The sequence below is a fragment of the Chitinophaga ginsengisoli genome (assembly GCF_003014595.1).
GTDB lineage: Bacteria > Bacteroidota > Bacteroidia > Chitinophagales > Chitinophagaceae > Chitinophaga > Chitinophaga ginsengisoli.
This window is the reverse complement of sequence record NZ_PYGK01000001.1, coordinates 618,019-635,602: the sequence shown is the minus strand read 5'-3', so window position 1 is coordinate 635,602 and position 17,584 is coordinate 618,019. Positions and strand designations below refer to the sequence as shown.

Genomic DNA, 17,584 nt, shown 5'->3' with positions numbered 1-17,584 from the left:
ATGAAATATGATCGTTCGCGCCAATCTCTTGCAGCTTGCAGTATTCCTAAAAATGTCAGACTCTTTTGATATCTGCACCGAGTTTTCTCAATCGTTCATCAATATATTGATAACCGCGGTCTATCTGTTCAATGTTCTGAATAGTGCTCTTTCCTTCTGCGCTCAATGCTGCGATCAGGAGAGATACACCTGCACGGATATCTGGTGAAGACATGGAGATACCTCTCAGGGCATGTTGTCTTCCCAGACCGATCACTACTGCGCGATGTGGATCACACAATACGATCTGAGCGCCCATATCTATCAGTTTGTCCACGAAGAACAACCTGCTTTCAAACATCTTCTGGTGGATCATCACACTGCCTTTTGCCTGTGTGGCCACTACCAGTACTATACTCAGCAGGTCTGGTGTGAATCCCGGCCATGGATGGTCAGATATAGTGAGAATGGATCCATCCAGGAAAGTCTGGATCTCGTATTGGTCCTGTGCAGGGATGTAGATATCATTATCCCTGATCTCCAGCTGAATACCGAGCTGGCGGAACTTTTCAGGAATGATACCCAGGTGTTGCACACCGGCGTTCTTGATGGTGATCTCAGACTGCGTCATAGCTGCCAGTCCAATGAAGGAACCAATCTCGATCATATCCGGCAGCATAGCATGACTGCATCCTTTCAGGGAAGACACCCCCTGGATGGTCAGCAGATTGGAACCTACTCCGTCGATGTTGGCACCCATGCTGTTCAGCATTTTGCACAACTGTTGCAGGTAAGGTTCACATGCTGCATTATAAATGGTGGTTACTCCGCTGGCCATCACTGCCGCCATTACGATATTGGCAGTTCCGGTCACTGAAGGTTCGTCCAGAAGCATATAGGCTCCTTTCAAGCCACCGTCTCCGGCTTCCAGGCGGAAGTAATTATCATCATTATCGTATACAAATTTGACACCCAGCTTCTCAAAACCGATAATATGGGTATCCAGCCTGCGACGACCGATCTTATCACCACCCGGCTTAGGGATATATGCTTTCCCAAAACGCGCCAACAAAGGACCGGCAATCATTACCGAACCTCTCAGCCTACCCGATTTCTTCTTGAATTCTGCACTCTCCAGGTAAGGAAGATTGATCTGGTCAGCCTGGAATTCACAGGTATCACGGCTGATCCTGTTGGTTTTCACTCCCATATCTCCCAACAGCTCGATGAGCAGATTCACATCAAGGATATCGGGGATGTTGCTGATGGTTACTTTCTCGGCTGTCAGGAGGACAGCGCTGATGATCTGTAAAGCTTCGTTTTTGGCACCCTGGGGCACAATATCCCCCTTTAGACGGTTGCCGCCTCTGACTTCAAAAGCACTACTCACTTGTTCCTATTTTTATTGTATTTGTTACTGTGCTTGTTACTGCTTTTCCCGCCGCTGTTTTTGAACTTGTTTTGCTGGAAGTTCTTACGTTTGTTGCTTCCACCGCTGCTACTGCTGCTTGTACGTGGCAGGAACTCAGCGCTTGTGTTGAAGTTAGGCGCGTTGGCTATTGCGGCTGCACTTGGCGGAGGGGTATAACCCGGATGGAATTCCAGTTTACCGTCAGTGATGCCGTTTAACTCAGCCTTGATAGCATCGTCATGCACACTTTCTTTGTGCCAGTTGCTATAAGCCAGTTTCATATAGTTGCCTATACATTGGGTGAACCCTTCTTTCTTTTCAGGATTATCCTCAGCGATCGCTTTATCGATCACCATCTCCAGGTTCTTGCCGAAGTGACGGTTGCGTGGATACTTCTTAGGATATGGCAAACGTTCCGGTTTTGCCCTTAGGGTTTCCCTTGTAGGGATCGGATAGGGTGATTCCACATCCAGTTTGAAGTCGGATATTAAAAACAAATGGTCCCATAGTTTATGCCTGAAGTCCTCCACATTGCGCAGGTGAGGATTCAGCGTACCCATCAGCTCAATCAATGACATGGCGTTCTGTTGACGGTGGTCAGCATCCTCGATACTCAGCACGTATTCTATCATCTTCTGGATGTTCCTTCCGTACTCCTTCATTATCAAATGGTTACGGGTTGTATTATATTCCATATGGCTAATTAAAAAATAATCTTTGTGTAAATATTGAAAGGTAAGATCTGCTTGCGCATTCACAAAGCAACAAAAGCTGATTGGAGAACATCTTTGTAACTGGTCTCGTCCCAGTACGGAATGACTTTTAATGTGAAAGCTACCGTTCTATGCAAACATACCAAAAATAATACTAATTAAGAATTATTCGAACGCCAGTTTCCCCCAGTTTTCAAGCTCTTCTTCCGTCCAGATCTCAGGGAAGAACACGATCCGCTTATGCCGGGGAGGCAGGTATTGTTGCCAGTTGGTACCACCGGTCGCTGCAATATCTTCCGGCTTGCGGTTCAGGTACCTTACGGCGGACTTATAATGCATCAGAGGCCATTTCACATTAATATTCAGGTCGTATTCCTTCAGCAGTGGCATCACCTCCAGCTGTTCTTCCGGCGACAACTGCTTGTATCGCAACTGCATATTGTTCTCCCGGTAACGCCCTGCCAGGAACAGGAATTCATGCATATACTTCTGCTCAAACTGCCGCAGGGTCAGCGTTTTCTTCCCGGTGGCCAATTCTGTGGCACCGCTACGCCAGTAGATATTATCCAGGACCTCAGACAGTTCACTGGCTCTCAGTCCTTCGCGCTGCGGCTCATACACCAGGTTTACCAGGGCAGTGGAGCATATCTCTATCTTACGGAATTGCCCGCTCTGGAAGCCGCTGGCTGGCAACAGTGCCATCCTGAACTGCAGGAACTGTTGTTTATCCATGCCATCAACCATAATCTCAAAAGAGTTAATCAGGTTCCGGAAATAATTATTGATACGCCTTAACTGTGTCTTAAACAGGTCTGCCGTCAGTACGGGCGCCTGGCATACCTGCTCGATGGCCTGTAATGCCAGTTTGAAATAGAGCTCTGTGATCTGGTGGTAAATAATGAAGATGTTTTCATCGGGTATAGGCGTTCGGGGATGCTGCAGGTTTAATAAAACATCCAGTTGGATATAATCCCAATAGGTAAGATAATCCGCGTACAGGAGCCCGTCAAGATAAGAAGAAAGATCCTGACCCATAGCGGCATACTTCTCTTCCAGCCGCTTTATTTTGTCGGCAATTTCAGTTGTAACCATAAATAATAAAATTAGTGATCCCTTCCCGGCCGCCAGATCATATGCTACACTACAGATAATATACTACAGATAAGCAGACAGGAAGGGGTGGCGGGGGTATCCCTATTCCACAACGTTGATAGTGCGGTAAAAGCTTTCTTCCAGTGAAATCAGCGTCTCGGTCCTTTCTATACCTTTTATTTTCTGTAATTCGTCGTGCAGTATCCTTCTCAGCTGGGTAATATCCTTACAGATGATCTCTGCAAACATACTATAACTTCCGGTGGTGTAGTTCAGACGAACCATTTCAGGGATCTTGCGTAATTCTTTGGCCACAGTATCATACATGGAACTCTTTTCGAGGTAGATCCCTATGAAGGCAATGACATCATAACCAATCATTTTTAAATCTACATGCAATTTTGTACCTTTAACGATACCCAGTTCTTGCAATTTCTTCATTCTAACGTGGATCGTGCCACCGGAAACGAACAGCTTCTTCCCGAGGTCAGCGTAGGAGATTTCTGCATTATGCATCATTTCACTGATGATCTGCAAATCTAGTTTGTCAATATTCAAATTGTGGCTCATTTTTACAATTTGTTTTGGAATGTTTTAAACCTATATGCAAATATTTGAAAAATTTCGAAAATTCAAAAATTTTTCTTAAAAAATTTGCAAGAAAAGGGTTATGTCTTTAGATTTGCATCATAATAGTTCTTCAAACGGCGGTTTTCAACAAATAGTCAGCCTAAAAAGCTGAATATAATCGAAAAAACACTGCAAATTATTGAATAACTAGCTCTTTTAAATTGTGGGGTGATGAAACTGGCAGACATGCCCTCTTGTCTCGGGGGTGGGGATCACAGGATAAACACAACATAATGGGTTGACCACTAATCTTATTTGTGTTGCGGCTAACTGCCTCGTGGAGGTTCGACTCCTTCCCCTACAGCGATTTTAAAAGCCTGTTCCGTTAAAAGCGGAGCAGGCTTTTTTGTTTTTATAGCATTCCCCCTTTCCTGCCAACCTATCTAGCCATACTCTCTTTCTCCACATATAAGACATTTATCTATTGTACATACTCCTCTCTTATAACCCAGTATATAATCAAGTATTTATATCGTCTCAGCAAAGCCGCTACCATAGTGTATTCCCTGAGATAACCCATATATAACCCATATATAAGCCATATATGACCCATATATAATCCATATCTAAGAGGTATGGGTTATATATGGGTTATATATGGCTGGATAGTAGTTTATAGATGAATTACGATAAGTAAAGCACCGGTAAATGGCTAAGTTCAGAATCACAGAAAAGCGAAGTTGAATGGATCAGGGGGAAACAAGGCGACAAACCCCGGGGGTGTTTATACCGCCGGGTGACAAACCCGGGGTTGATGGATGATAACCGGCGATCCCCCGGGTCTGGGTGGTACGTCCCGGGAAAACATTATTTTTGCAGCGATGGGACAAAAGAAATTACAACGCTTTGCTGAAATTGAGACGTTTCCGAATGTATTGATATACCCGGAAGGCATGCCTGGAAAATGGCATACGTTCTACAAGAATAACAATCCCCTGACCCTGGAACTGGCCTGTGGTAAAGGAGATTATACGCTGGGGCTTGCCCGCCGCTTCCCTGAACGGAACTTTCTTGGGGTGGACCTGAAAGGCAACCGCATCTGGCGTGGCGCCAAAACCGCCATGGAAGAGCCGATACCCAATGCCGGCTTCCTCCGTACCCAGATCGATAAATTAGGTAACTATTTCGCCCCCGGCGAGATAGCAGAGATCTGGATCACCTTCCCTGATCCGTTCCTGCGTAATTCCAAATCCAAAAAGCGTTTGACACATCCAAGGTTCCTGCAGTTGTATCAACCACTGCTGGCCAAGGACGGGACTATCAACCTGAAAACAGATTCTGCTGAATTATATGCCTTCACACAGGAAGTGATCGCAGCGAGCGGCTGTACCTTAGTAGAAGATATTCCGGATATCTATGCCATGACGGAAGTGCCACCCCTGTTACAGATAAAGACCTTCTATGAAGGAATGCACCTGGAAGACGGCCGTACCATCCGTTACCTGAAATTCAGGCTGCCGGAAGCTCCGCTTGACTGGCGTGCCATAAAACTGCCATCTGATGCCGAAGCCCTTGCAGGAGAGGATTGATTTCTATTACAATGAACACGGTTACATGGTGTTCACTGCACATTTCCTCCTGGAACGAGGCTACTGCTGTGGCAATGGCTGCAAACATTGCCCGTACTCATATGAAAAAGTACCGGAGCCTAAACGTACCGCCCTCCTTGCCAGCCGGCAATCCGATAACAAGGAAGAGCAAGGTCTGTGATGCAGGAATTACCTGCACCGGAAGGCATTAAAATAAAGGATAAGGGAATATTAAATTTTAAAGCCGTACTTTGGCCTCCCGAAAGGCAACAGGTAAAAACAGACTAAAACTAAGCCCCTGGCGCATACTGTATTAGAATTTATTATATGTCGGTATTAAAGTTAAAGCTGGACCAGGATCAACTGCTGGAAGATTTCTTTGAATCAACCCATGTTATTGGTATTGTGTCTTCCGCCCGCGACTACCAACTGTGCTGGCAGATTAATAACTATATGCACCTTGATTTCCGGGTAAATAATTCCCTGGAAATTAACCTGTCCAAAAACAACAGGGCATTCTACTTCAGCGTTTTTGAATTTGAGGAGCCGACAAAATCGTCTGTTCATTATTTCTATAATAATCACTGTCAGGCCGAGTTCCTGCTGCCTGAACTGAAGAATGTAGACTATCTCTGGATGGTCAAAGGCGATTATTATCAGTTGGCTGACGTTAAGAAATTAATCGAGCAGTTACGCCACGTAGAGCTTGTACAATTAGTATCTTTATTGGATATTAGAGAGATTAAAAATAAGATGAACCTCATCTTCTGACCGGCATTTCCCGGTTCGTTCCTTCGCCGAATTGCACCCGTGAACAAGGCTTTGTTTCATGTTTAAATTCTTTTGTTATGTGGGAAGAAAAAAAGAACCAACTATATCGTTCCTTCGAATTTAAAAACTTCAGAGAAGCGTTTGCGTTCATGACAAAAGTCGCTCTTGTTGCTGAAAAAATGGACCATCACCCTAACTGGACAAATGTTTATAATAAGGTAGAAATATCCTTGTGTACACATGATGCGGGGGATGTGATCACCGAAAAAGACCATAAGCTGGCGAAAGCCATAGATGGCTTGTTGTAAAAATATATTAGCAAACAGTGATTCGTATTTATTTACTTTTCCTGTTGTTTTGTTACTCCATTAATGCTTCGGCGAATACACCCGCAAAAGATACCCTGGTAGCAGATTTCGATCATCTGCGTTCAGCTGTTGATTTGCGGCCGTATGTCATGAGCCTGGAGGATAAACGGGGGGTACTGACACCACAACAGATTATCTCGGCATCATTTAACCACAACTATCACCTATTCCATGTAGAGAAAAAACATATTGGAAAGGGCAATAATTGCTGGCTGAAGCTGCACGTGAAAAACGCAGGCAGCCATGATTCTGTACTGACACTCTTCACAGGCTGGCATGACGACATGAACTGGTATGTGCAGGATACAACAGGCGGCAAACCCCGCATGCTCATGCAAACCGGCCTGATGAAAGATCATGGCGATGTTCACCGTTGGGAACATTATGGGTTCTGTGTAACAGTACCTCCTGGACAAACGCGTACTTTCTTTCTTCATATCAACAATAAGTACTATAACGAGAACGGGCTGATGCCTGTGCTTTTCAATGCCCTTCAATACGCGCGATTCCGCAGCGGACAACTGGAATATTTCCGTGGAGAGACGATCCTGATCCATGTATTGCTGGGTATGTTGCTGGTATGCCTGGCTATTGCCGTGATCAACTATATACAGTTGCCGGACAAATCGTACATGTACTTTGCGGCGTATATGCTGGGCCTGATCTTCTTCTTTACACTGCGACTGGAAAGCCAGCCCTACCAGTTGTCTGTCTTCTACCGATGGCCCATGTTGAAATATTACTGGGATATCCCTGCCCTGCTATTCTGCTTTTACCTGATGTACCTGGCATTCGGGAATACCTTCCTGAACCTGCAGGAGCGGTATCCTTTTATGGAGAAGCTATTTACATCAGTAGCAGCCATCATTGGTGGTATCATCATCATCTGTTTTTATTGTATTGCACAGGAGCAATACCAGGTGCCGGTGCTGATCTACAGTTATGTATATATTTCCACCTTACTCCCGTTTCTGGTAGTTTTCATAGCATTGGCCAAACGTTCCCGGCATCATCCACTGGTGCGCTTTTTTCTCTTTGGTTCCCTTTGCTTTTACATGGCCAGCTTTGGTTCCTTCCTGATGCTTGTCCGTCCCCTGGGACTGATCAATGCATTAGGAGAAATGTCGGCTCCCTCCCTACTGATAGTAGCAGGGGTATTACTACAATCCATGTTTTTCCTCGCAGGCCTTAGCTACCGGAATAAACTGGTACATCATGAAAGGACGCGTACACAGGAACTGCTCATCAAACAGCTGAACAAGAATAAAGAGCTGCAACGTAAGCTGAATGAGCAATTGGAAGAACTGGTGAAAGAGCAGACCACTGAAATATTACGCAAGAAGCAGGAACTGGAAGAACAACGTAAGGCGCACCTGGAAACGGAATACGATAAAAAGCTGACAGAAATAGAACTGAAAGCTATCCGTGCACAGATCAATCCACACTTTATTTTCAACTGCCTGAATTCCATTCAGCTCTTTGTGATGCAACGGGATTTTGAGTATGCGCAGAAATACCTGTCAGATTTTTCTTATCTGATACGTAAAACACTGGACTTCTCCCGACGGAATTTTATTTCCCTGGCAGATGAAATTGCGTATCTGAATACTTATCTTGGGTTGGAGAAAATGCGGTTTGAGCATAAGATGGAATACGAGATCATTGTCGATCCTGCCATTGCCACTTCAGAACTGGAAGTTCCCGCTATGTTGCTGCAACCTTATGTAGAAAATGCGGTGAAGTACGGGATGACCAACACGAATTATCCGATCGGCAAGTTGCTTATACAGTTCAATCAGACAGACCCGGATATGCTGGAATGCCTGATAGAAGATAATGGTATCGGTATTATCCGCTCCAAAACATTGCGTACCCTGCCCAAACACCACCAGTCATCCGGTATGGAGATCAGCTTTAACCGGGCGGAGCTGCTGAACAAAATGTACAATACAGGCATACATATCGACGTCATTGACAAATCGGAAAACAATGATACGGAAAGTGGTACTATTGTAAGGATCCTGATTCCCCAACTCTAAGCCATACAAGCATATTGGACTATGATAAAAGCTGTTATTATAGATGATGAGCGCAATAGCCGGGACATCATATCCCTGATGCTGGAAAAATATTGCCCTGATGTGCAGATTGCAGCAACAGCATCTGACTGTGCAGATGGTATTGCCACCATTCGCGAACATCAGCCGCAATTAGTATTCCTCGATCTTGAAATGCCCGATGGAACCGGCTTTGATGTGCTACTTGGCACGAAGGATGCGCCCCCCTTTGAAGCAGTGTTTGTGACTGCTTTTGAAAAGAAATTCCTCCACACCATCCGTTTCAGTGAAGTGGAGATCATACTAAAGCCCATTGACAGGGAAAGCCTGATGACGGCTGTCAACAAGATCACCGGCCGTATTCATGCCCATGCCAGCACGACCCGTTATAAAGTGCTCCTGGAAAATTTCAACAGTGGGAAGAATATTAATATGGACCTGGTGATCCCGGTTACACAGCAGGATGATATGATCATTCCGTTGAATACGATTGCCTATCTCGAAGCGAATACCGAAAAATGTACCATTCACCTGGTGGATAAAGAAGCGCTACAGGCGGAGCGTTCATTCCGTTATTACACAGATCTGTTTGGCGCGCTGCGTTTCTACCAGATCAACAATCACCAGATGGTGCAACTGTCGCAGATCAGTAATATTGAGCATGATGGCAATAAGGTGGTGCTGAAAAACGGCGTGAAGCTGGAGGTTGCCGACAGAAGGAGAAAAGATCTTGTCAGTCACTGGAAACAGTACAGATAATATAGAAAGTAGAGAAAAAGAAAATGCCATGTCTTGAGACATGGCATTTTCTTTTATCTGGATGATGGAGATATTATCCATTCATGGAGATCAGGAATTCTTCATTATTCTTGGTTCCCCTCATGTGTTGCAGCATGAAATGCATAGACTCTTCTGTATTCATGTCTGCGAGGTGATTACGCAGAATGTGAATACGTTTCAGGATATCTTTTTCCAGTAGCAGGTCATCACGACGGGTAGAGGAAGCAGATACGTCAATAGCAGGGAAGATACGTCTGTTAGCCAGTTTACGATCCAGTTGCAGTTCCATGTTACCGGTACCTTTGAATTCTTCAAAGATCACCTCGTCCATTTTGGAACCTGTATCGATCAATGCTGTAGCAAGTATTGTTAAGGAGCCACCGTTTTCAATTTTACGGGCAGCACCAAAGAACTGTTTAGGTTTCTGCATAGCGTTTGCTTCCACACCACCGCTCAATACTTTACCGGAAGCGGGAGCTACGGTGTTATGCGCACGGGCCAGACGGGTGATGGAATCCAGCAGGATCACTACATCGTGTCCACACTCTACCAGGCGTTTTGCCTTCTGCAGTGCGATGGCAGATACCTTCACGTGTTTTTCAGCCGGTTCGTCAAATGTAGAAGCAATGACTTCTGCTTTTACACTACGTTCCATATCGGTTACCTCTTCCGGACGTTCATCGATCAGTACTACCATGAGGTATACTTCAGGATGGTTTGTTGCGATAGCGTTGGCTACTTCTTTCAGCAACATCGTTTTACCAACTTTAGGCTGTGCTACGATCAGGCCACGCTGACCTTTACCGATAGGGGTAAACAGGTCCATGATGCGGGTTGAGTAGTTATTTGAAGTAGTGGTCAGGCGTAATTTCTCGAAAGGGAATAACGGTGTCAGGTAATCAAATGGTACACGGTCGCGTACTTCTTCAGGAGACTTACCGTTGATTGTTTCAACTTTCAGCAGTGCAAAGTATTTCTCACCTTCTTTTGGAGGGCGTACGGAGCCTTTCACAGTATCACCTGTTTTCAGTCCGAATAATTTGATCTGGGAAGGAGAAACGTAGATATCGTCTGGTGAACTGAGGTAGTTATAATCGGAGGAGCGCAGGAAACCGTAGCCATCAGGCATCATTTCGAGTACACCTTCACTGATAATTATACCATCAAATTCTATATTAAAGGCAGGTTCTTTCTTATTTGCAGGGAAGCGCTGTTTCTGCGCCAGTACCGGTTCTTCCGGCATTACGAAATCATCTTCGTCCTCTTCTTCCTCGTCTTCTTCTTCAGCTTGTGGCAAAGTTGTTATTACATCTTCCTCTTCTTCCTCTTCTTCTTCAGCATCTTCTGTAAACTGTGGAATGATTACATCATCATCATCGTCGAAAGTAAGAGAGGGGATGTCAAGGTCTATATCGAAGTTCTTTTTCTTTGGTTTGGTTTCCTGAGTTTTAGGTTCTTCTAATTCAGACTCTTTTGTTTTTACGCCGCTGGCAGCTGGTTTCCTGCCACGTTTAGGTTTTTCGTCTGCAGCTGTGGTTTCTGCTACATGTGCTTCTTCAGCTTCTTCGTCTTTCTTTGATTTCCGCTTACGTGTTTTCTTTTCTTCTCCATTTGCCGGGTTACCTTCAGAGGCCATTACTGCCTGCTTATCGAGTATTTTGTAGATAAGATCCTGTTTGCTCAGTTTTTTGGCGTTTGGCACATCAAGTTTCTCTGCAATGTCAAGCAGCTCAGGAACGAGCATGTCGTTCAATTGTAAGATGTCGTACATCATCGTGTGTTGTCAAATTTAAAAGTGTTGTGAGGTGGGTACCACTACATACCAACATACACCAATTACAAATAATTGTTTTTTGAGTCCAATAAATTTAATCTGGTTATTAAATCTGATAGGGAATGTTGAGTTTAGGACTGCCGATGAAGATGGAAATTAGAACTTAATCAGGCAGATTATAACGCAAGATTAAAACAAGTTTCGCTATTATCCAAAAAAAATGCACTGCTCTAACCCGTTACAACAGCAGCCAGACAAGCCTCCGTGCGGTACCTCCCCTTATAGAACCCTGTCCCATAGCCTGTCTATGGTCTTGATCCTCTATATCTATCAACATTCCTGCCAACCAGCGCTTAATGGGCCGCTATTTAATTTAACATTTTATTTACTCCTTCCGGCATTGCGATCAATTCTCCCTATGCAGTCTGCGCTATAACTCTTAAATTTGCACACCAAAATTTATATTAATATGAGCCAAAGAGTGAAAGTCAAGCAGATACTGCAGGACGAAAAAACAGATTATCCTGTTGTGGTAAAAGGTTGGATACGGTCTTTCCGTAACAATCAATTCATAGCGTTGAATGATGGCTCTACCAATAATAATATCCAGGTTGTACTGGACATGGATTCCGTAACGCCGGATCTGTTAAAACGTCTGACCACCGGGGCCGCTATCAGCGTGTCCGGACAGGTGATCCCTTCCATGGGTAAGGGGCAGCGGGTGGAAGTGAAGGCAATAGAACTGGAAATATTAGGCGACTGTGATCCGGAGAAATATCCGCTGCAGCTGAAAAACCGTCCCAGCCTGGAATACCTGCGTGAGATAGCACATCTCCGTTTTCGTACCAATACATTTGGCGCCATCTTCCGCCTTCGTCATTCCCTGGCATTTGCAGTACATAAATTCTTCAACGAGAGAGGATTTGTATACCTGCATACGCCTATCATCACGGCTTCTGACGCAGAAGGTGCGGGAGAAATGTTCCATGTAACTTCCTTTGATATCAAAAATCCGCCACTGACAGAAAGCGGTGAGATCGATTATAAAGAAGATTTCTTCGGCCGTGCTACCAACCTGACGGTATCTGGTCAGCTGGAAGGAGAACTCGGCGCCATGGCCTTTGGTGATATCTACACCTTCGGCCCTACCTTCCGTGCAGAAAACTCCAACACCGCCCGTCACCTGGCGGAATTCTGGATGATCGAACCGGAAATGGCGTTCTACGACCTGGAAGATAACATGAACCTGGCAGAGGCTTTCATCAAATCCGTTATCGGCTATGCACTGGAAAATAACAAGGAAGACCTTGAATTCCTGGCACAACGCCTGGCTGAAGAAGAAAAACAGAAGCCACAGCAGGAACGCAGTGAAATGGGACTGATCGAAAAACTGGAATTCGTACTGAACAATGAATTCATGCGCCTTACCTATACCGAGGCTATCGACATCCTGAAGAACAGCAAACCTAACAAGAGCAAGAAATTTAACTACCTGATAGAAGACTGGGGCGCTGACCTTCAGAGCGAACACGAACGTTACCTGGTAGAGAAACATTTCAAGAAACCAGTGATCCTGACAGATTATCCGAAGGCCATCAAAGCGTTCTACATGAAGCAGAACGAAGATGGTAAAACTGTAAGGGCAATGGATATCCTCTTCCCTGGCATCGGTGAAATAGTAGGTGGTTCACAGCGTGAAGAGAACTACGATAAACTCGTTACCCGCATGCAGGAAATGCACCTGCCTGTTGAAGAAATGAGCTGGTATCTCGATACCCGCCGCTTTGGTACCGCACCGCATGCAGGCTTTGGTCTTGGTTTTGAAAGGCTTGTGCTGTTCGTAACAGGTATGGGTAACATCAGAGATGTAATACCATTCCCAAGAACACCGAAGAGTGCTGAATTCTAAATAAATTCTGAACTCTAACAGAAAGATATAAACGCCGTTCCGTGATACAGGGACGGCGTTTTGTTTTAATGAATGTTTGTTATGTATCGTTGTCATTGTCATTGTCCCCGGGGTTAAAAACCCCGGGCTACAAACAATGAGGCTCCTAAAGGAGCCTATCGATGTTTTGTTTATCGGGTTTATGCCAGCATTATGTATTGTTTGTTTAATGGCATACATGCCAACAAAGCATAATAGACTCCGTAGGAGTCCCCTTGTTTGTAGCCCGGGGTTGCAAACCCCGGGGCCACGTGATGTACCCTGGGACCACGCGATGTTCCCCGAAACACATGACATTCCGGCGGGGATGCGATATCCCGGGGAATATATTCCCAGATATACGAAAACGTGCAACACAACAATTGCTATATATATCCCGACGCATACAATATCCTTTATGGAATTTCCCTACAGCCGCATCTATATCCTTGAAAGCGCTTTCAGTCATTTATTCTTATACCCTTTAAACCTATTCACAATGGCTGAAATAAATACCGGCAGCTCCGATCGCGGCCACAAAAAAGGCACCCGTTCAAGAAAATTAAGTACGCGTGTAGATATGACACCTATGGTAGACCTGGGATTCCTGCTCATTACTTTTTTCATGCTTACTACAGCGTTGGCAAAACCTCAGATAATGGACCTCAGGATGCCTGCAGACGATAAGGAGCATCCACAGATGCTGGCGGAAAGCAAATCGCTCACGATCCTGCTTGGTGCAAACAACAGCGTCAGTTACTATGAAGGCATCGGGAATGACCCTGCACATCCTCCGGTAGTAAAACATTCCTCCTTCGCCAATAGAAATGGCATACGCGATGTTATTATCGATAAACGTGAGCGTGTCATTCAGCAGCACAAAAAAGATGAACTGATGGTCCTGATCAAAGCAGATAAATATGCCAATTATAAAAACGTGGTGGACATTATGGATGAGATGCTGATCAATCATGTGGGAAGCTATGCCATGGTTGACATTACGCCGGAAGATGAAGCTTACCTAAAATGAGTTAACTTAGTAAGGTAAAATTCATTACTATGGCACTAACTCAATCCATTCCAGTTGTGGACCTCGCCGCATTTACTTCGGGCGATGCTGCCAGTAAACGCGCTTTTGTAGAGCAGCTTGGCAAAGCATACGAAGAAGTAGGGTTTGTAGCGGTAAAAAATCACGGCATTTCCGATGACCTTATTGCGAAACTGTATAAGTACGTACAGCTGTTCTTCACCTTACCGTCGGATATCAAGCGTTCCTATGAGATCCCCGAACTGGCCGGCCAGCGTGGGTATACATCCTTCGGTAAAGAACACGCCAAAGGGTATGATGCGCCGGATCTGAAGGAATTCTTCCAGTTTGGACAAACAGTAGAAGATGATGATCCCATCACTAACGAATATCCTCCAAATGTGGCTGTAAAAGAGATCCCGGCTTTTTCGCCGACCTTTTACGATGCATACCGCGCATTCGAAACATCAGGGAAAGCGCTGCTACAGGCAATTGCGATCTACCTGGGACTGGATGAGCATTATTTTGATGAATACATACACAATGGCAATTCTATATTGAGGGCTATCCACTACCCTCCTATCACACAGGAACCTGCCTCTGCTATCCGTGCAGAACAACATGAGGATATCAACCTCATTACCCTGCTGGTAGGCGCTTCTGCCGATGGTTTACAGATACTGGATAAACAGGATAACTGGGTGCCTGTGACTTCACTGCCGGAGCAGATCGTGGTGAATGTTGGCGATATGCTGCAAAGGCTCACCAACAATCGCCTGAAGTCTACTACCCATCGCGTAGTGAATCCTCCGCGCGACATGTGGCATACCAGCCGTTATTCCATTCCGTTCTTCCTGCATCCTAAATCAGAGATGCCGCTGAACGCACTGGAGAGCTGCATAACGGCAAATAATCCGCTGGCATATGAACCGATCACCGCAGGTGAATACCTGGATGAGAGATTGAGAGAGATCGGCCTGAAGAAATAATAGCCTCGCATAAATAGTAACAGGGCTGAAAAGACAGATCGTCTGTTTTTCAGCCCTGTTATATTCAGCAACTTCGTTGTTTGCTAATTCACAGTTTCCAGCGCCCCAGGTTGTTTTTTGGCCAATGTCTTTTCCTCTTCCAGCACAGCGCCGTTTCCACTGAACAGTTGTGCAAAATAATCTCTCATCTCCTGCGTCATCCGGTAATCATTCTGTGGAAAGTTCAGGAAGTAACTATGTTGCCGGCCTCCCTGGTCATGAAAATTAATATAGTTCGCATTGGCTGCCCGCGAACGTTTCGGCTTTTCTCCCAGCTGGGATGCAAGCGTAAGCAGGTGGGCCCCCTTCAGTTGCCAGTCTGACCTGTTGTAATTGATGTAGATCTTATTGGCAAACCGGATACGCTCTATCCATTCCTTATGGTGTTTTGAAGGTACACATGCAGCATTCAGTACCACATTATCAATAAAAGGTGTTTTGTTCAGCTGATCATAAGGCTGGTGTTTCATCATTTCCATGAAAATGATGTTCCCCATACTATGGCAGAAGGTAGAGACCTTTACGTGTTCCACCCAGTCTTCCTTATCCTGGCGGGCCTGCTGAATGAGCTGCAGTAACCGGAAGTACTGCGGGGCTGACAGGCGGGCATTGCTACGGGCGAACCTGAAGTTTCGGGAGGGTCTGTAAGTAGTATTGATGCTGGCATAGTCGAACATCACCACATTTACATTATACTGTGAGCGCATCAATAATGCCCGTTCCACATTGGCCGTGAAGATCTTTCCCATCCCTTCCGCATACACGACTACATCCCGTTTTTCCGGCATAAGTTGCATGGCATCTGTCAGGGTCGGTACCTGGAATACATTCCATTTCTCAGCCTGCTTTTGCAGCACGAAGTATTTTAGCCCTGTAGTATCTACAAATTCGTCCACGAAGCGTAAACTATCCCTGTTGAAGTGTCTGTTGCTCACAAATACAAGACAAGTATCCGTCAGCGCCGGCTTGATACAATTGGCCTGCAAACAAAAGTTGGTCCAGTAGGCATCGCTGTTGTAATAAGACAATTGTGCATGTGCGCTGAACGAAACTGTTATGCATAGGAGGATCAGGAGTCTTCTCATAAACTATATCTATTATTAAACCATTCAATACCAGTTTCTTAAAGGCTATCATACCAGGGTGGGAAATACTGATTGACCTGAAAGTACCATTTATTTACAACAAGGATTATGCCTGTACGTTTTTTACTTAACAGAAGAAAATCAACAGTTTGTCGTTTTCCTGTTTGATATTGTCCGGAAATTATTGAAATTCGGGCAGCCGATTAATGCCATTAACGTGTTTCTACGTCACATTCCTTTCCTACGGGCTGTCTTTATGCACAGCATCACAGCGTACGGGGGGCCCCAGGGTCACCTGGCTATGATGTTGAAAACATTTGTGCACCAGCGAAGGGATGTGACTGAGCAGGAACTGATGGAATACAATGCATTTTGTCAGCTATTGCCGGGTGCGTCTTCTTCCCAGACGCTGACCCTCATAGGTTACAAACGGGGTGGAGTAACATTGGCTGTAGCTACACTCCTGATCTGGATAGCTCCCGCGTGCCTGTTAATGGGATCACTCAGCTTCCTGCTGCAATACTTCGATCAGAAAGCGCTGAACACCGATATCTTTAAGTATGTACAGCCAATGGCTGTTGGTTTTCTGATATACGGCAGTATGCGGGCGTTTAAGGTCAGCATCCGCAGCCTGGCTACCGCTATCATTATGGCTGTATCCCTGCTGACGGCTTACTTCTTCAAATCACCCTGGACATTCCCCGCGCTGATCATTCTGGGGGGGATCGTGTCCAATTTCAGCGATAAGCGTATTCCGGACATTCAGGACAAGCCTAAGAAAATACAATGGACAAACATCTGGCTGTTTGCCCTGCTGTTCATACTGGCGGGGTTCTTTTCCGAGCTGGCACGTACGCACAACTGGATCACCCGCCGTCCGTTCAACCTGTTTGAGAACTTCTACCGTTTCGGCAGCCTGGTGTTTGGTGGTGGGGATATTTTGATAGCAATGATGCTGGAACAGTATGTATCGCGTGCAAATACCCGCTTTATGAACGCGGAGGAACTGCTGACCGGAGCTGGTATCATGCGGGCTTTACCTGGCCCTACTTTTTCTATTACAGCGTATGTAGGCGGCATGGTCATGCGCAACCTGGGTCCGGGTTATCAATTACTGGGATGCCTGCTGGCGCCTGTTGCCGTTTTTCTACCTAGCCTGCTGCTGGTTTTATTCTTCTTCCCCATATGGCATAATCTGAAGAAATATGTGGTCATCTACCGGGCATTGGAAGGAATCAATGCCACTGTGGTGGGGATCATGTGGGCAGCTACGATCATATTGTTCCTGGCCATCCCACTTACCTGGTATAACATTGCCATCACTATTGCCACTTTAGTGATACTCTCCACATCCCGTATACCATCCCCTTTTATAGTACTTGCCTGCCTGCTCTTAGGCTGGCTAATGTAGCA

Annotated in this window: 16 protein-coding genes; 10 read left to right on the top strand and 6 right to left on the bottom strand. The window is 45.4% G+C overall.

Annotated features, from left to right (window positions below):
* Positions 1-55 precede the first annotated feature (55 nt).
* From murA to CLV42_RS02680, 4 genes are all read right to left on the bottom strand, one after another.
* The gene (gene murA / locus CLV42_RS02695; RefSeq protein WP_106600343.1) at positions 56-1,369 is read right to left on the bottom strand and encodes a UDP-N-acetylglucosamine 1-carboxyvinyltransferase; all 1,314 of its coding nucleotides are present in this window, start codon (positions 1,367-1,369) and stop codon (positions 56-58) included.
* On the bottom strand, positions 1,366-2,085 hold the full coding sequence (locus CLV42_RS02690; protein ID WP_106600342.1) for a DUF4290 domain-containing protein: 720 nt from the start codon (positions 2,083-2,085) through the stop codon (positions 1,366-1,368). The genes murA and CLV42_RS02690 overlap by 4 nt, the downstream gene beginning before the upstream one ends.
* Before the next feature lie 183 nt (positions 2,086-2,268).
* Positions 2,269-3,195 carry a tryptophan 2,3-dioxygenase family protein gene (locus tag CLV42_RS02685; protein ID WP_106600341.1) on the bottom strand — a complete coding sequence of 309 codons (927 nt, stop codon included), beginning with the start codon at positions 3,193-3,195 and terminating at the stop codon, positions 2,269-2,271.
* Positions 3,196-3,297: 102 nt separating this feature from the next.
* A complete protein-coding gene (locus tag CLV42_RS02680) occupies positions 3,298-3,765 on the bottom strand; it encodes an Lrp/AsnC ligand binding domain-containing protein (RefSeq protein ID WP_012788686.1) in 468 nt (155 codons plus the stop codon).
* Between the two features lie 818 nt (positions 3,766-4,583).
* Between CLV42_RS02680 and trmB the strand changes: the two genes are divergently transcribed.
* The 6 genes from trmB (at position 4,584) to CLV42_RS02650 (ending at position 9,309) form a co-directional block, all read left to right on the top strand.
* Entirely contained in the window at positions 4,584-5,354 is a 771-nt protein-coding gene (gene trmB, locus CLV42_RS02675; protein WP_245901424.1) for a tRNA (guanosine(46)-N7)-methyltransferase TrmB, read from the top strand.
* Positions 5,326-5,535 carry a DUF5522 domain-containing protein gene (locus tag CLV42_RS02670; RefSeq protein WP_106600340.1) on the top strand — a complete coding sequence of 70 codons (210 nt, stop codon included), beginning with the start codon at positions 5,326-5,328 and terminating at the stop codon, positions 5,533-5,535. Before trmB ends, CLV42_RS02670 begins: the two co-directional genes overlap by 29 nt.
* A gap of 146 nt (positions 5,536-5,681) precedes the next feature.
* Complete coding sequence (locus tag CLV42_RS02665) at positions 5,682-6,125, top strand: IPExxxVDY family protein (RefSeq protein ID WP_106600339.1); 444 nt, start codon at positions 5,682-5,684, stop codon at positions 6,123-6,125.
* Entirely contained in the window at positions 6,122-6,433 is a 312-nt protein-coding gene (locus CLV42_RS02660; RefSeq protein WP_317047974.1) for a 4a-hydroxytetrahydrobiopterin dehydratase, read from the top strand. The genes CLV42_RS02665 and CLV42_RS02660 overlap by 4 nt, the downstream gene beginning before the upstream one ends.
* A 17-nt stretch (positions 6,434-6,450) precedes the next feature.
* The gene (locus CLV42_RS02655) at positions 6,451-8,532 is read left to right on the top strand and encodes a histidine kinase (protein WP_106600337.1); all 2,082 of its coding nucleotides are present in this window, start codon (positions 6,451-6,453) and stop codon (positions 8,530-8,532) included.
* A gap of 21 nt (positions 8,533-8,553) precedes the next feature.
* Positions 8,554-9,309, top strand: a complete 756-nt coding sequence (locus CLV42_RS02650) for a LytR/AlgR family response regulator transcription factor (protein WP_106600336.1) — start codon at positions 8,554-8,556, stop codon at positions 9,307-9,309.
* 73 nt (positions 9,310-9,382) lie between these two features.
* On the opposite strand, the gene rho is transcribed toward CLV42_RS02650, so the two are convergent.
* Entirely contained in the window at positions 9,383-11,101 is a 1,719-nt protein-coding gene (rho, locus tag CLV42_RS02645) for a transcription termination factor Rho (RefSeq protein ID WP_106600710.1), read from the bottom strand.
* A gap of 472 nt (positions 11,102-11,573) precedes the next feature.
* Here rho and asnS point away from each other — a divergent pair, with 472 nt between their 5' ends.
* The 3 genes from asnS to CLV42_RS02630 all read left to right on the top strand — a co-directional run bounded on the left by asnS (position 11,574) and on the right by CLV42_RS02630 (position 15,047).
* A complete protein-coding gene (asnS, locus tag CLV42_RS02640; RefSeq protein ID WP_106600335.1) occupies positions 11,574-13,013 on the top strand; it encodes an asparagine--tRNA ligase in 1,440 nt (479 codons plus the stop codon).
* 517 nt (positions 13,014-13,530) lie between these two features.
* A complete protein-coding gene (locus CLV42_RS02635; RefSeq protein ID WP_106600709.1) occupies positions 13,531-14,061 on the top strand; it encodes an ExbD/TolR family protein in 531 nt (176 codons plus the stop codon).
* A 29-nt stretch (positions 14,062-14,090) separates the two neighbouring features.
* Positions 14,091-15,047: an isopenicillin N synthase family dioxygenase gene (locus CLV42_RS02630; RefSeq protein WP_106600334.1), complete on the top strand. Its 957-nt coding sequence runs from the start codon at positions 14,091-14,093 to the stop codon at positions 15,045-15,047.
* Positions 15,048-15,130: 83 nt separating this feature from the next.
* Here CLV42_RS02630 and CLV42_RS02625 read toward each other — a convergent pair whose 3' ends face one another.
* Positions 15,131-16,171, bottom strand: a complete 1,041-nt coding sequence (locus CLV42_RS02625; RefSeq protein WP_106600333.1) for an alpha/beta hydrolase — start codon at positions 16,169-16,171, stop codon at positions 15,131-15,133.
* A 256-nt stretch (positions 16,172-16,427) separates the two neighbouring features.
* Here CLV42_RS02625 and chrA point away from each other — a divergent pair, with 256 nt between their 5' ends.
* Positions 16,428-17,582 (top strand): chromate efflux transporter, encoded by a 1,155-nt coding sequence (chrA, locus tag CLV42_RS02620; protein WP_245901422.1) that lies wholly within the window; start codon positions 16,428-16,430, stop codon positions 17,580-17,582.
* The last annotated feature ends 2 nt before the right edge of the window (positions 17,583-17,584 follow it).

What these genes read in the sequence shown, in the direction of transcription:
- CLV42_RS02680 (WP_012788686.1), bottom strand. Translation starts at nt 3,765, where the DNA reads ATGAGCCACAATTTGAATATTGACAAACTAGATTTGCAGATCATCAGT.
- CLV42_RS02690 (WP_106600342.1), bottom strand. Translation starts at nt 2,085, where the DNA reads ATGGAATATAATACAACCCGTAACCATTTGATAATGAAGGAGTACGGA.
- chrA (WP_245901422.1), top strand. Translation starts at nt 16,428, where the DNA reads ATGCACAGCATCACAGCGTACGGGGGGCCCCAGGGTCACCTGGCTATG.
- rho (WP_106600710.1), bottom strand. Translation starts at nt 11,101, where the DNA reads ATGTACGACATCTTACAATTGAACGACATGCTCGTTCCTGAGCTGCTT.
- CLV42_RS02650 (WP_106600336.1), top strand. Translation starts at nt 8,554, where the DNA reads ATGATAAAAGCTGTTATTATAGATGATGAGCGCAATAGCCGGGACATC.
- CLV42_RS02625 (WP_106600333.1), bottom strand. Translation starts at nt 16,171, where the DNA reads ATGAGAAGACTCCTGATCCTCCTATGCATAACAGTTTCGTTCAGCGCA.
- CLV42_RS02670 (WP_106600340.1), top strand. Translation starts at nt 5,326, where the DNA reads ATGCCGAAGCCCTTGCAGGAGAGGATTGATTTCTATTACAATGAACAC.
- trmB (WP_245901424.1), top strand. Translation starts at nt 4,584, where the DNA reads ATGATAACCGGCGATCCCCCGGGTCTGGGTGGTACGTCCCGGGAAAAC.
- CLV42_RS02635 (WP_106600709.1), top strand. Translation starts at nt 13,531, where the DNA reads ATGGCTGAAATAAATACCGGCAGCTCCGATCGCGGCCACAAAAAAGGC.
- CLV42_RS02630 (WP_106600334.1), top strand. Translation starts at nt 14,091, where the DNA reads ATGGCACTAACTCAATCCATTCCAGTTGTGGACCTCGCCGCATTTACT.
- CLV42_RS02665 (WP_106600339.1), top strand. Translation starts at nt 5,682, where the DNA reads ATGTCGGTATTAAAGTTAAAGCTGGACCAGGATCAACTGCTGGAAGAT.
- CLV42_RS02685 (WP_106600341.1), bottom strand. Translation starts at nt 3,195, where the DNA reads ATGGTTACAACTGAAATTGCCGACAAAATAAAGCGGCTGGAAGAGAAG.
- asnS (WP_106600335.1), top strand. Translation starts at nt 11,574, where the DNA reads ATGAGCCAAAGAGTGAAAGTCAAGCAGATACTGCAGGACGAAAAAACA.